Source organism: Uliginosibacterium silvisoli (assembly GCF_036017035.1).
Lineage (GTDB): Bacteria > Pseudomonadota > Gammaproteobacteria > Burkholderiales > Rhodocyclaceae > Viridibacterium > Viridibacterium silvisoli.
In genome coordinates, this window is sequence record NZ_JAYXHS010000002.1 from 816,994 (window position 1) to 830,172 (window position 13,179).

A 13,179-nucleotide genomic window follows, 5' to 3' on the forward strand; every position below is an offset into this window, starting at 1 on the left:
CGTAGTGGCCGTATCCTCGCCTTTGTCGCGGTATGGCTGGCAAGGCGATCGAATGTGAGTCTGGAGAAGTAATGAGCGCAATTCCCAAGGGTAATGCGATGGCGCGGCGGCTGGCCTTTTTCAAGGGCCTGCAGGCACTGACTGCGCGTGTGCACGAGACGGGCAATATCGACGAGATCATCTTCGAGGTGTCCAGCGAAGTCTGTTCGCTGTTCGGTGCCGAGCGCCTGACAATCTATGTGGTCGACGAGTCCAAGACCAGCATCAGCTCACGCGTGAAGACGGGGCTGCATGTCACGCGCTCGATCCGCCTGCCGATCTCCGACAAAAGTGTTGCCGGCTACGCCGCAAACCGTCGCCAGTTGCTGAACATCCGCAATGTGTACGACGATGCCGAGTTGGCCGGCATCTCGCCTGAATTGCAGTTCCGCCACGAGGTCGATGAACGAAGCGGTTATCGCAGCAAGCAGATGCTGGTTGCGCCACTCATCGACACCGAGCTCGATGAGCTGATCGGTGTGATCCAGCTCATCAACACGACCGACGGACAGCCTTTCTCGGCAATCGAGGAGGAGGGCGTACTGGCGCTGGCGCAGACGTTTTCCATCGCCTTTGCACAGCGCCTGCATGCCGAAGTGCCGTTGCGCTCGAAGTACGATTACCTGGTACGCGAAGGCAAGCTGGCTGGACAAAACCTCGAAGATCTCGGTGAAAAAGCGCGCCAGCGTGGCGTGTCGCTGGAGCGCTACCTTATCGATGAGTTCAAATGCTCGGTGGCCGAGCTGGGCGATTCCATGGCGCGCTTCTACGGGGTGCCCTATGAGGCGTTCAAGCCGAATCGCATCCGGCCAATGGATCTGCTTCGCAATATCAAACGCGAATACGCGGTGAAGAGTGGCTGGCTGCCGCTCGAAGAGAACACGGAAGGCGTGTTGATCCTCGCCGTCGACCCGGAGCATGTGATGGGCTCCCGCGTCGTGCACAACGTCTTCCAGCAAGCAAAACTGGCTTACCGTGTATGTACCCAGATCGAGTTCGATCAGACTGTCACGCAGTTCTTCGATCAACTGGCCGACGAGTTCTCGGTGGGCGATCTGCTCTCCGATCTTGGCGAGGATGGAGAGTCGTCCAGCAGCGAAGATCTGAATGCCGCTGCCGACAACGAGCTCGTCAAACTGGTGAATCGCATCATCGTTGATGCGCACCGCCAGGGCGCATCCGATATCCATATCGAGCCGCGACCCGGCAAGGAAAAAACGCTGGTCCGCTTTCGCAAGGACGGCGCGTTGAGCCCGTACATCGAAGTGCCCGCCAGCTACCGCAATGCGATGGTTGCGCGCATCAAGATCATGTGCGACCTCGATAGCTCGGAAAAGCGCAAGCCGCAGGACGGCAAGATCAAGTTCCGCAAATATGGCCCACTCGACATCGAGTTGCGTGTTGCCACCGTGCCGACTGCCGGAGGCATGGAAGACGTCGTCATGCGTCTGCTGGCCCAGGGTGAGCCTTTGCCACTGGATGCACTGGCGCTGTCCGAACACAACCTGACTCGCCTGCGGGATACCGTTGGCAAGCCTTACGGCATCTTCTTTGTTTGCGGCCCGACGGGCTCAGGCAAGACAACGACGCTGCACTCGATCCTCAAGTACATCAACACGCCGGATACGAAAATCTGGACTGCCGAAGATCCGGTGGAAATCACGCAGAAAGGCTTGCGTCAGGTGCAGGTCAATCGCAAGGCTGGTTTGGATTTTCCGACCGTGATGCGTGCGTTCTTGCGTGCTGACCCTGACGTCATAATGGTTGGCGAAATGCGCGACATCGAGACGGTCACCATCGGTCTCGAAGCCTCGCTGACCGGCCACCTTGTGTTCTCTACGCTACACACCAACAGCGCACCGGAGTCCATCGTACGCTTGCTCGACATGGGCATGGATCCCTTCAACTTTGCCGATGCCTTGCTTGGCGTGCTCGCGCAGCGCCTGGCGCGCCGCGTCTGCAAGAGCTGTGGTGAAGTGCATCAGGCCAGCGAGCAGGAGGTCGCGGTATTGCTCGATGAGTATTGTGAAGACCTGCGTCACTCGAAGAGTTTTGCCGCCGACCCAGCGGCCGCACGCAAGCTGATCATGGACGACTGGCTCGAGCGCTTTGCGGACGAGCAGGGGCGTTTCACACTCAAGCGCGCAGTGGGCTGCGCCGAGTGCAATAACACAGGCTATCGTGGCCGCATTGGTCTGCATGAGCTCATGCTGGGTACCGATGCCGCCAAGCGTCTGATCCAGACGCGTGCGCTCGTATCTGAATTGATGCTGTCGGCCATGGACGATGGCATGCGCACATTGCGTCAGGACGGCATTGAGAAAGTGCTGACGGGTGATACCGACATGGTTCAGGTGCGCAAAGTATGTTTACGCTAACGCCAATGTCTCAATCTGGCTGACAACGGGGCGGGAGGGCAAGCAGCAAGCGGGGGGTGACAAACTGCACGGTATTTGCATGACTGCAACAGAAACCGTGAAGGATTGTGTATTCAGAAGCGGATGAACTTGAGAAGCACGCCGCCGTTGACTATCCAGACAGTATGGCCTTGTCGAAGCATCGATGAAGCTGCACTCAAGGAGAGAAATATGGCCCGGTTGATGGAACGCTTCAGTGATGCTCCCGTTCGCTCTGTAGGCGTACAATCCGTACCGCATGGCACGGACAGCCAACTCGCCGTTGGAGCGCGCGCACCGATGTTTTCACTGCCGGATGCGGACATGGAAATGTTCGATCTGGCCGATGCGTTGAACCGTCACAATGTGGTGCTCTACTTCTATCCGCGCGATGGCATGCCATCGAGCTTGCGTCAGGCCATCGCGTTTTCCGATCACGAATCGGAATTCCTCGACTGTGATGCCGAAGTGATCGGAGTAAGTCTCGACGATTGTTTACGGCACGCCCACTTCCGCGACGAACACGGACTGTCCATGCGACTGCTCTCCGATGAGGATGCCGAGGCTTGCCGTTTGTACGGCGTCTGGCAGCAACAGGAGATCGGTGGGGTGCCAAAGGCTTCGGTGCAACGGACGACCTTCATTATCGGACGGGATGGCGTGATCCATCACGTTCTCCACGATGCAGGCACGCGAGAACACCTGGCAGAGGTGCTGCAATTATTGAAAGAACTGACCAGGAGTAATCATGGAGATCGTCAAAAATACCGTCGTCACGCTTAACTACACCGTCCATGATCCGGATGGAAAATTGGTAGATGACGGCGCTCAGCCGCTGGTCTACCTGCACGGTGGTTACGACGGCATTTTCCCGCTGCTGGAAGAGCAGCTGCATGGCAAGAAACTCGGCGACAAACTGCAGATCAAGCTTCAACCCGATGACGCTTTCGGCGACCTCGACGAAGAGCTCATCATGATCGAAGACGCCAAACTCTTTCCCGATAACGTCGAAGTCGGCATGGCGTTCGAACGCGTGGGTGAAGATGGTGAAGACGACATGATCTTCCGTATTACCGATATCGCCGATGGCAAGGTCGTCGTCGATGGTAACCATCCCCTCGCTGGCATGGCTTTGCTGTTCGACGTGACGGTGGCGGAGGTACGCCAGGCGACGCTCGAAGAAATCACCCACGGTCACGTGCACGGCCCTCACGGCCACCACCACTAAAATGCGCGAGTAAAGCTACTGCGCAGCCCGATCTCGAAGCTGTGGTGTTCAACGTACTCAAGGACGTTTGCGCGCCTCACTTCGACTTCGGACCGCTTGCTACGCTTTCGTCGCACATTTCTCTGAAATTGCTGGGGAACGGCGGAGGGCGGCAGTTGCTTTGACGCATTCGTAAAAGATGCACTTTAGTGTTTGACGCATTGCATCGATTCACATAGAATTCGGCCTCTTCGTCGGGGTGTAGCGCAGCCCGGTAGCGCGCTTGCTTTGGGAGCAAGATGTCGAGAGTTCGAATCCCTCCACCCCGACCAGTTTTACCCGAGGCCAACCGGGATCCCAAGGATCATTTCCCGGCTTGCGGTTTTTAAAGATCTGCCCGTAGCTCAACTGGATAGAGCAACGGCCTTCTAAGCCGTAGGTTAGGGGTTCGATTCCCTTCGGGCAGGCCAGAAGAAAGTAGTTGTGTAGTACCAGTGGCGGCATTAGCTCAGTCGGTAGAGCACTGGATTGTGATTCCAGGTGTCACCGGTTCGAACCCGGTATGTCGCCCCAAATATCAATGACTTAGGCCAGCTTTCGAGCTGGCCTTTGTCATTTTGGCAACGCAGTGGCAACGGGTCAAAACCGGGCATCCGTTTGCAGAGCCCCCCACATTGCGCCCCCGATTTCTCTCCTCTACTGCTCAGATGGCATGCCAAGTGACTTTGGCGCTGCGGGTTTTAAAACCCAAAGAAGGGCGTTGCCTTTTTGGTTACGTAACCATAAGCAGGCATTGAGGCAGCACATCAAAGCTGATTGAAGGCGCCGACGTAGCCTTAGGGGCTACGTCAATCAGGTGAATGCCTGCCGGCATTCACACACTCTGATCGGCTCGGGCCCTCGATCACCAGTACGCCCATCGCTTCGCCTTTCGCTGCACTCTAGCCGAACGTTGCAATACGGCAGACCGCCTGACGGGCAAGCCCGACAGATCGATCAACCTCCTTTCCACTTTTCGGCCCGTTTCGCTGCAGGGCGAAGCGACGGGCGTACGGGGATCTGAAAACGAAGGTCCGACCCGATCAGAGAAGTGCAAACCACGATGGGCTCAGCTCCGGGCCCCGGTGAATGGAAAGGCAGGCGGCGGCAATGATGGCAAAACATTTTCAACGCGACCACGAAGCGATGGCGATGCAACTCTGCTTCGATTTCTATCAGGTCTTTGAACTCCTGGCTCAGATGCCCACGAAGCTTCAGGCACAAGCGTTAGCCCTAGCGAAGTGGGCAGAGGCTCAGAAGAAGAAAAACGAAGAAGAAGCAGGCGAGCCAAAAAAACAATGCCTGCTCAGAGCCACCTTCATCAAGATTATGAAGTGGCTAAGGCACTGGGCCTCCGACGTTCAACTCATGGTTTTGTAACCATAAGTCCAAGGTTTCAAAACCATGAAGCGCCGATCAGTCAGAGAGGCTTCTGTGCCCAGTTCATCGCATACACTCTCTTGACATAATCGATGAACCTGCGCCCAGTGTCCGTCACGTGATAGCCGATCTCGCTACTCACGATCTTTTCTACGACAAGATTGTTGATGAGCAGATATGACATGTAACGATTGAAATCTGCCGGCGCAGGATTGGTAATTCCTACAGCGAGGAGCCTCTTGTGCTCTTCAAAAAAAACCTGCAAGCCGACTGCTGTCGCAAAGTCAGTCAGCATCAATGCATCAAGAAGCCGCAATTGAGTGCCAAATATCTGTCCGTAAATGCGTTCAAATTGCCATGATGCAAACGCGTCTTCGAACTCCATGAGAACAACTTCAGGGAATTGTTTGATGTACTCAACAACTGCCTGTCCATTTGGCGTCTTCTCGACAAGCTCTTGCGCTTTCTTCTTTCTGGCATCCGACGGTGGATCAATCGCTGACTTGTCAGAGCCCTGAGATCCACTTGCCGTGTCGAGACTCTCGCCGACGATATTTGGTGCCAAGACAGACGTTTCGGGTAGGCGAGCTACATCAGTCGCTTGCCGCTCAATCGACACTTCAGCTCCCAATGCTTGCACCGAAAGTTTTGTGAAGCTCCCACGGATGTCGGATATCCAGCTGAGCACTTGTTCTCGCTTAGGCCATACCGCGAGCAGTACGATGTAGAGAAAAATCGCGGGCCAATTGAGGAAGACCTTCACGTACTCCAGCGCCAACTTCCAATCAAAATCACATGTAAAGCTCATGCTTCCCCCGGTTATCAATCTTCACCGCTGCATCGGCTAGCTTTGCCTGACTGCACAGCATCGCATGCCCGGCTCTCGATGACTATCCGCGGTAGACGTCTCAAAGAGCATGGCATTGGTTAGGGTTACGTAACCATACGCTCCCATCCCGAGATCTCAGCTTTGATCTGTTGTTGACGCCAAGCAGGAGGTGGTGGTTAAGCTCTTTGCGAAATTGGAGTCAATCTCTTTGCAACGGCGAATCACCTCCTTCACTTCTACCGATGCCTCTTCATACGAGCGAGAAGTACTCAAATCAGCAAACCCCGGAATGCTCGCAGATGCAGTTCCGAATAAACGCTCCAGCTCTAATGACAGAAGAACGATTGCTTGATATGCCGGCTTTACTGCAGACAAAATCTTCTGTTCTTGCTTGCGGGCAGCTTGAATGATTTTCTCGAATCGCTGAGGGTCCCCAAGGCTTGAACCTGACAGTGATTTTGCATGAACAAGCTCATTCCTTGCCGGAAACAAAGTTCGGAGTGAGTTGATGGCTGGACCATCTGAACGGAGGGGTTTCCCACAGATAAGCTGCGGAGCAACGAGCCACTTTCCGATGGGGTCAAGCTTGTCCAAGACTAGTGCGCTTTCGTCGCCGAGATGGATGGCTGCGATGTCATAAATAGCTGCTTCGCAGGCCATGGCCGCAAAGACAATTGTCTTCACAGCAGCTTGATCGCGATGCGTGACGGCAGTGGCATGTTTTTCGAACCCCTCCTCCGTCTCTTCTTCACAACATTCTGGGGTCGTCTCATATAGCAGATATTGAGCAAAGGCATCTTGAGCGATCCCAAAATAAATATCCGAAAAATTATTGATGCGTGCAGATGTCATCTGCACGGAAAATTTGACGGTGTGCTCCACCACCCAAGGGTAGTCTGCCGGGTTGAATTCTTCTTCAATCATGCTGCACCTCACGTGGCCAAGTATCCCGCAAAGATACATTCATCAGCAGCCAGGGGAGTCGCGAATGATCAAGAAAGTTTTGGCCCGGGTTTCAATACCATAAACCGAACTGAGCAATGGCTTCAGTGAGTGATGTGGCTTCGAATCCCGTTATGATGGTTACGTCATAAGGGGGCTGCTATGGAATGGACGCCGATCGTGGTTGCAGTGATAACAGGTATTGCAGGCACGTTCCTGACTCAATATCTCATAAGTCGTCGGGACTCGCGCACAACGCAGCGTCAGGAACGCCTTGCGGCCGTCAAGCTGATTGATCGCTTGCGTGCCTACGCAAAGCGCTGCGCCGATGAGCTGGTGGCCAACAGCCTGTTCTATGACAGTACCGGATCTTGTGGAGGCCGGTGCACTCACGTTCCTACGTTGGACGACCTCAACGAACAGGACTGCCAATACCTTGCTCCCAAACACTACGACGCATTCTTAGCTCTTCGGCACGAGGCAAGAATTCGCCAAGATGATGCGCGAATGGAGTGGGAGCTTTCAGCTGCTCACGAAGACGACCTGGCTGTAGTCGTGTTTCGAAACACCAACGAGATTGCCCTCGAGGCAATCCGCCTTGCCAATCGTTTACGTGATGAACTCGGGTTAGAACGAGACCTTCACAGTGAAGGCTTGGAACGCGGGCTAGTTACGACGCAGCAAGACTATCGTCGCCAGCAGATCCAGAACAGGTGGAGTTGGCGGAAGAAAGTGAGAGCGAACAGGCTGCTAAAAGAGATGATGACCTCTGTCTAGATGGGGGCTGGGCTTCGAAGAACGACACTAAGGTTACGTAACCAAGACAGCGTGGCCATTTCTTTATTGGAGACATCAATGCAGAGCAACATCGATCAGTTCGATGACGTTACAGCCAAGACCTTTGCTTATCTCTATGAGAGCTTTCCTGTTCCTGCATTTCTGCTTGTCGAGAGATTTGGCGTCATGATTGACGTGGAAGCTTATCCCCTTGGAGACAGCGTGAAAGAAGCGGACTTTTGGGTTGCGTGTTGGGATTGGCTAATAGCTGCGGGATACATGTATGCCGGTGACAGAATTCGTCCCGTAGGTTTCAGTGACGTTGTGCTAACGGCAAAAGGGCTAGAGGTGCTGAAGGCCGTCCCGAGCAGCCTCTCGAATGGTCAAACCGTCGGTGATCAGATCGTAGCCGGGTTGAAAAGTGGGGCCCTCGATGCGGTAAAGGATGGCGTTAAGCTCGCGCTGTCTAGAGGCGCAGAGATGGTTCCTTGGGCGGCTCTGGCGCACCAGGCATTCAAGTAGATGGGTAAGGTTACGTAACCATAAGCTCGCTCTGTAATTGCCAAGGTTTCAAAACCTTGAGGTCGGGCCATCCGACGAATCCAACGAAAAGGAAAGCAGCACCAAGACGGTCGAATTTGCTTTCCCTTCATCCCCAGACAACGGAATGCCAAACACTTTGGACGAAGAGCCTGTCTGCTTCTCGCTCTGCAAACCGCCAACCGCTACAAGCTGCCCCAGCCCAGACTCAATTTGAGTCTGAACGGAGCGCTCCGAACGTGTCGGCGAATCAATTCCAGAAACAATGTTCTTCGTGAACTGCGACAGGGACACGGACACATCTGCGGTGACAAGCTCGCCCTCGAGCTTTGGCAGAACCTCAACAATCAACCCAGCGTCTTGATAGCTAACGGACTGATACGGACGCCCAGTCGAATCCAATGTCGACTGCGAAAGAGTAGGAACCTTATCCCCAACCTGCAGACGACCTTTACGGCCGGTCCTGACACGCAAAGACGCATCCTGTAGAAGACGGAAAGATCCCACCGACCGCATCGCCCCAAGCGCGATATCAACGGCGGACGTTTTGATGCGTACTGCAGCCATCGAAGGAGGGGGACTCCCCAGCCCGATAGACAATTCGCCTCCGAGTGCCTTAATGGCCGCAGAGAACCCCCAGCCCGAATCATCCGAGCCCGAAAATTCGGACACTACTACACGCACATTCAGCACGCGAGAACCCTCTCGGAGCTGATCAATCACTGACTTCGCTTGGGCGACGTTTTCCTGCGTTCCCGAGAGAAGCCAGCGACCCCCACCCAGTTCTTCCAAAGCGACACCAAGCGGAGAGAAGGCTCGCTGTAGGCCGTCGAGCGGTGGCAAGTCCACGACAACGACAGATCTCGGTGCCGGTTCGGAAGTGGCCAAGAGCGTGGAGGCCGGAGATGACTGGAGTGGAAGCGGTGATGAAACCAAAGCTTCCCTTTGCTGTTCTGGCTTTGCCTCGGACGCTGTAAGAAATACGACGCCCTCCCGCTCTAGAACCTGAACACCAGCCCCCGTCAAATAGGCCTCAACGCTTTTCTTGATCTGCAGTGGCTGTGCATTTGGAAAGAAAAATGTCACCTGTCGATTGGCGATCTTGTCGTCGAGCATGAAGGGGAGCTTCAGTATGTCCCCATACACGACCCGCGCAAGCTGAGACAGTTTTACGTTGTCTAGGTCAATGGTTGCGGCGGACACCGAACCACTTGCCATCCACCAGCACAGCAACACCCCTTGAATCAGACCGCGCAACTTGTGATACATGACGTATTCCTTTGTCATCAATCAGCACGACAGCTCCGCCATCCATGCTGACAAAACTTCCGTTTGACCATTCGATGTCCGCCGCAGCGACCTGAATCTCTGCTGTCTTTGGATGAGAGAGCTTCTCCCACGTCTTCCAGCCCCCGACGGATAACAAGGCGCCGACAAGAAAGCCCGCCACAGCAGAGCGCTTGCCCGCAGCAATCCACATCGCCTTCTTATTCATGTGTCTCCCCTTAACGTGAAAAGGCGGCAGAACCGAATGCAAGCCCGGCGACCGATCCACCATTTTCCAATCCACGTCCAAGTGGCCATCGACGGATGAGCTGCGCAACAACTGCCTAGTATTGAACGCGGTGAAAACATCGTTGCCCCTGTACATCCTGAAATCTGCGACTGGTGCGCCGTTGTGTAGGCCGTAGTGAGTCGTCGCGTAGTGGACGCGAGGAAGCGGAAGCCGGAGACCGAGCCACCCCACGAGCGGCATCTTCAAACGATCCATTCGCCGGCAGGCAACACGATATTCAACCACCATGTCTCGAACCTGTTTATCAAGCGCACCTACAGCCTGAATAACAAACATCAGGTCCCAACCGAGCTTGCGAGCATGCACAAACCACGCGATGAGATCGTTGCGATTCTTGTCCTGGTAAGTTCGTGAATTGAGGATCGTGATGGACTCATCCAGAAGGATCAGCCCATTTCTTGACTCGTCAATGGTCTCGTTTCCAAATCCCAAACCATCCAGCGAGGAGACAGTTAGAACGTCTGGAAGTCTTGTTAAGCGACAGCGACTCTCATCGGTAAAGGGCGAAAAGTAGTTCTCGGGCAAGAGGTCAATGTTTGAAGCGACTCGCCGCCCTTTGCCCAGGTAGTCATCGAGCGCGACGGTGACGGCAAAAGTTGTCTTGCCACTCCCCATTTTGCCTTCGACCGCAAACGTCGCCATCACACACCTACCGTAGGTGTGGCGATTCGCGTCACATTGAACCGATACAAGAACACAGCAACATCGGCCGATAGACAGGCAGATGCACAGACCTGCCAATTTGACGGCATCACCAAGAAAAAGCCCATCCAGAATCCGTCAAACACGCCGCCCTTTGGCGTGACATAAACCAAGCCGGTGACTAGACCATGGATCAGAGCCCACAACGCAACCAGCATCGAGACGAAAACGGCGACAACTGCTATCGCCAAGGCAGCGCGCTTGCCGAAATATCCAGCTAGCCACGCGAGCGCTGCTGTAAAAAACTGCGCGAGCCAACTACCGAACATTTGCAACCCCTTCGACTTCAGCTGACAGGAATCGACGCCAAATGTAGAAGACCGTGCCCACGTACATCAGCCATTCGGCAATCTTCTTCATCATGATGAGGAACTGGTTATTGCAGAAATCAAAATTGAAGGCGAAAGCCCCCATGTTGAGGTTCATCGGCACACATGGAACAGGATCAGCACCGAACCACAGATCCGGAAAGAAACCGCTCCAAGAAATGCCGTGGTCATCACTGCGTTGCGCATCAACGCGTGATTGATATTGATCCGCCAACGATGCGCTTTGAACCCCATCCCACGATGGCGAAGAAACCCCATCTTCATTCACTACCCGAACAGCGCATGGCGTGGACGATGAACCACAATCTCCCAAACCATTTGTTCCGCCTCCCGACCCCGACCCGGGTGAAGAACCCGCAGAGCTTGAACCGCCGCTCGACCCGGTGCCTGGACTCGGCGTGGTACCAGCGGACACCGGCGGAGTGCCTGTGCCCTTGCTGCTAGAGACAATAGGAAAACCGCCTTGTCCTGCGTCGTAAGGTGCCGTTTCAACCGTGTTCCAGCTGTTGTCAGGTGAGGTCGTCAATATCTGCAATCCACCGCCGGTGGATTTGCGAACTTCAGTCTTGCTGCCATCGACAGATTCCAGAGTGACTGTTTTTAGATCGCCAGTCGTCTTGACCTGGCTGTTGTCGCAGTTTGGATTGACAGGATCGGTCTCAAAACCGCTCGAACCCAGCAGCACTTCGCATGGAACATCGGCCGGCTTCTTAACGTCAGCTGGCGTTGTCAGAACGCAATTCACGCCAACCAAGGAATAGCCTGGCGAACTTGAACAATCGGCGGGCTCGGACACCGGCTTGTCCCACACGTAGTACAAGGCTGCGGGCTGTGAGCCCACTACAACAGTGCCTTGGAAGGCCACAGTCCCCATTGAAGTCTCTTTGACTGTGGATACCGTGACCTGCCGATAGCCTGCAGTGCCGTTGGCATACTTCTTTACGCCAGATCCGCCGATGTCCTGCACAACCGCCGGCCAGGATGACGCCATCGTTGGATATCTGTCCGACACAGGAAACGATGACTTGGGTGACACATCCTTTCCGGACGTGTCCCAGCGTTTTGGATTTGGATTTCCTCGCGCAGCTGAAGGCGTCAGATTGATCTTTGCCCGCAAATTCGGAGACTGAACAGTCTGAGCAGAGGTCTTCATAACGGAGGCATCTTTGCAACTGGTGACCTGGTAGGTGCAATCTGCCCACAGCAGTCCGGTTACCACTCCAGTGGTGGCAAACAATGCATCCCATACCAGAATCGAGCCGCCTGAAACATTCAGCATCCAAGTCGCAACGGCGACGACAGGTATGAAAGCCTGAGCAATGCCACACACGAAAAAGAAAGCGACTAAGGCGGTAACGATTTTTCTTCTCACGGCAAACCCCGCGAAACCTTTCCTGAGGCCCAATGGGACTACTTCATCGAACGACGTGCCCACTTGACGCTGGCAGCGATCCCAAACGAAAGCGCGATGAGTGGCGCGACGCCCGTAACAATGTCGCCCAGCGCCGTCGTCAGGCTGCTGACCAACGTTCCGGTCAAGCTAGCGACAGTGACGGTTGTATCAGCACTTGCAACGCCGGACGCCAGCGCAGCAATCACCAACACGAGATATTGCTTCTTCATAACTACTCCTTTCCAACGGCGTCACGGAAAATTGAGCATGTCCATTCAAACAAGAAACCAGAACATGCTCCGCTGACCAAGGCGACGCCAAAAACCATGGCCAGCTCAGCAACATCAAGAGAAAAATCAATCATCGACCCACACCTTGACCGATCTTGAACCCGGTTAAAAAGATCAAAACGATCACACCAAAGATCAAAAAATCTCGCACCTGCACGATCGCTGTGATCAAGCGGGCCACGCTTTCAGCGTCCATCACTGGCTCACATCTCTAGCTGCATCATCGTGATGTCCGCCGTCTATCAGTGACAAGGCTCTGTTGTCTGGCATCCACAACTCGAAGACTGCAAGAGCTCATAAATCTCAAGCGCAGCAGCTTGAACGAAGACTGTTGTGAGTCCGTCATCGAGATTGTGAGAAATAAATGACGCTGCTTCCAGAACTCCAGACTGCATCCCGACAGCTACCAAGACAACAATTGACTTGTAGCCTTCTATGCGATGTGAGTATTCTTCTGGCGGGCAAGACAGTTTTGCTCTCTCCTGAGCGCAGCGGAAAATGTCCAGAGAACTAAGAGGGGGGGCATTGCGGTCCATAGGTTAATTCCTTTCCAAAATCCAAAATTGAAAAATAGTGAAGCCCTCAGTACATTCAAGAAGAGCCGTTTCCAACGCAGCATCTTCTTCAAGAAAATGACCGGCCTCTTTGATCCAAGGTGTGAAAGCGACAGCACCCCCATCGATGGCCAAGAAGCGCTGAGATTCCCTGTCTTGCACAACCCACCGACGAGAGAGCTCCAT

The 13,179-nt window shown here is 54.4% G+C and carries 15 protein-coding genes and 3 tRNA genes; 9 read left to right on the forward strand and 9 right to left on the reverse strand.

The genetic code is table 11. The features are described from left to right. Positions 1 to 71: 71 nt before the first annotated feature. From VVD49_RS13380 to VVD49_RS13410, 7 genes are all read left to right on the forward strand, one after another. Complete coding sequence (locus VVD49_RS13380; protein WP_327599682.1) at positions 72 to 2,417, forward strand: GspE/PulE family protein; 2,346 nt, start codon at positions 72 to 74, stop codon at positions 2,415 to 2,417. 210 nt (positions 2,418 to 2,627) lie between these two features. Further along, positions 2,628 to 3,218 (forward strand): peroxiredoxin, encoded by a 591-nt coding sequence (locus VVD49_RS13385; RefSeq protein ID WP_327599683.1) that lies wholly within the window; start codon positions 2,628 to 2,630, stop codon positions 3,216 to 3,218. Then, positions 3,184 to 3,663 carry an FKBP-type peptidyl-prolyl cis-trans isomerase gene (locus VVD49_RS13390; RefSeq protein ID WP_327599684.1) on the forward strand — a complete coding sequence of 160 codons (480 nt, stop codon included), beginning with the start codon at positions 3,184 to 3,186 and terminating at the stop codon, positions 3,661 to 3,663. Before VVD49_RS13385 ends, VVD49_RS13390 begins: the two co-directional genes overlap by 35 nt. A 234-nt stretch (positions 3,664 to 3,897) precedes the next feature. Beyond that, positions 3,898 to 3,974: transfer RNA gene (locus VVD49_RS13395), tRNA-Pro, on the forward strand. Positions 3,975 to 4,035: 61 nt separating this feature from the next. After that, positions 4,036 to 4,112: transfer RNA gene (locus tag VVD49_RS13400), tRNA-Arg, on the forward strand. Between the two features lie 27 nt (positions 4,113 to 4,139). Further along, positions 4,140 to 4,215, forward strand: a tRNA-His gene (locus VVD49_RS13405). A gap of 576 nt (positions 4,216 to 4,791) precedes the next feature. Continuing rightward, positions 4,792 to 5,061 (forward strand): hypothetical protein, encoded by a 270-nt coding sequence (locus VVD49_RS13410; protein ID WP_327599685.1) that lies wholly within the window; start codon positions 4,792 to 4,794, stop codon positions 5,059 to 5,061. 40 nt (positions 5,062 to 5,101) lie between these two features. On the opposite strand, the gene VVD49_RS13415 is transcribed toward VVD49_RS13410, so the two are convergent. Together VVD49_RS13415 and VVD49_RS13420 are read right to left on the reverse strand one after the other, a co-directional pair. Further along, positions 5,102 to 5,869 (reverse strand): hypothetical protein, encoded by a 768-nt coding sequence (locus VVD49_RS13415; RefSeq protein ID WP_327599686.1) that lies wholly within the window; start codon positions 5,867 to 5,869, stop codon positions 5,102 to 5,104. Between the two features lie 156 nt (positions 5,870 to 6,025). Then, positions 6,026 to 6,814: a hypothetical protein gene (locus VVD49_RS13420; protein WP_327599687.1), complete on the reverse strand. Its 789-nt coding sequence runs from the start codon at positions 6,812 to 6,814 to the stop codon at positions 6,026 to 6,028. Between the two features lie 180 nt (positions 6,815 to 6,994). Between VVD49_RS13420 and VVD49_RS13425 the strand changes: the two genes are divergently transcribed. Both VVD49_RS13425 and VVD49_RS13430 read left to right on the forward strand, forming a co-directional pair. Next, positions 6,995 to 7,609: a hypothetical protein gene (locus VVD49_RS13425; RefSeq protein WP_327599688.1), complete on the forward strand. Its 615-nt coding sequence runs from the start codon at positions 6,995 to 6,997 to the stop codon at positions 7,607 to 7,609. Between the two features lie 78 nt (positions 7,610 to 7,687). Continuing rightward, positions 7,688 to 8,131 carry a hypothetical protein gene (locus VVD49_RS13430; protein ID WP_327599689.1) on the forward strand — a complete coding sequence of 148 codons (444 nt, stop codon included), beginning with the start codon at positions 7,688 to 7,690 and terminating at the stop codon, positions 8,129 to 8,131. A gap of 48 nt (positions 8,132 to 8,179) precedes the next feature. Here the strand turns inward: VVD49_RS13430 and VVD49_RS13435 are convergent, their stop codons facing one another. From VVD49_RS13435 to VVD49_RS13465, 7 genes are all read right to left on the reverse strand, one after another. Beyond that, positions 8,180 to 9,418: a type II secretion system protein GspD gene (locus tag VVD49_RS13435; protein WP_327599690.1), complete on the reverse strand. Its 1,239-nt coding sequence runs from the start codon at positions 9,416 to 9,418 to the stop codon at positions 8,180 to 8,182. Next, complete coding sequence (locus VVD49_RS13440) at positions 9,333 to 10,367, reverse strand: zonular occludens toxin domain-containing protein (protein WP_327599691.1); 1,035 nt, start codon at positions 10,365 to 10,367, stop codon at positions 9,333 to 9,335. Before VVD49_RS13440 ends, VVD49_RS13435 begins: the two co-directional genes overlap by 86 nt. Continuing rightward, entirely contained in the window at positions 10,367 to 10,696 is a 330-nt protein-coding gene (locus VVD49_RS13445) for a DUF5455 family protein (protein ID WP_327599692.1), read from the reverse strand. The genes VVD49_RS13440 and VVD49_RS13445 overlap by 1 nt, the downstream gene beginning before the upstream one ends. Continuing rightward, entirely contained in the window at positions 10,686 to 12,128 is a 1,443-nt protein-coding gene (locus tag VVD49_RS13450; RefSeq protein WP_327599693.1) for a hypothetical protein, read from the reverse strand. Before VVD49_RS13450 ends, VVD49_RS13445 begins: the two co-directional genes overlap by 11 nt. A 38-nt stretch (positions 12,129 to 12,166) precedes the next feature. After that, positions 12,167 to 12,379, reverse strand: a complete 213-nt coding sequence (locus VVD49_RS13455) for a hypothetical protein (protein WP_327599694.1) — start codon at positions 12,377 to 12,379, stop codon at positions 12,167 to 12,169. Between the two features lie 2 nt (positions 12,380 to 12,381). Continuing rightward, a complete protein-coding gene (locus VVD49_RS13460; protein WP_327599695.1) occupies positions 12,382 to 12,513 on the reverse strand; it encodes a hypothetical protein in 132 nt (43 codons plus the stop codon). 465 nt (positions 12,514 to 12,978) lie between these two features. Next, positions 12,979 to 13,179, reverse strand: a complete 201-nt coding sequence (locus VVD49_RS13465) for a hypothetical protein (RefSeq protein ID WP_327599696.1) — start codon at positions 13,177 to 13,179, stop codon at positions 12,979 to 12,981.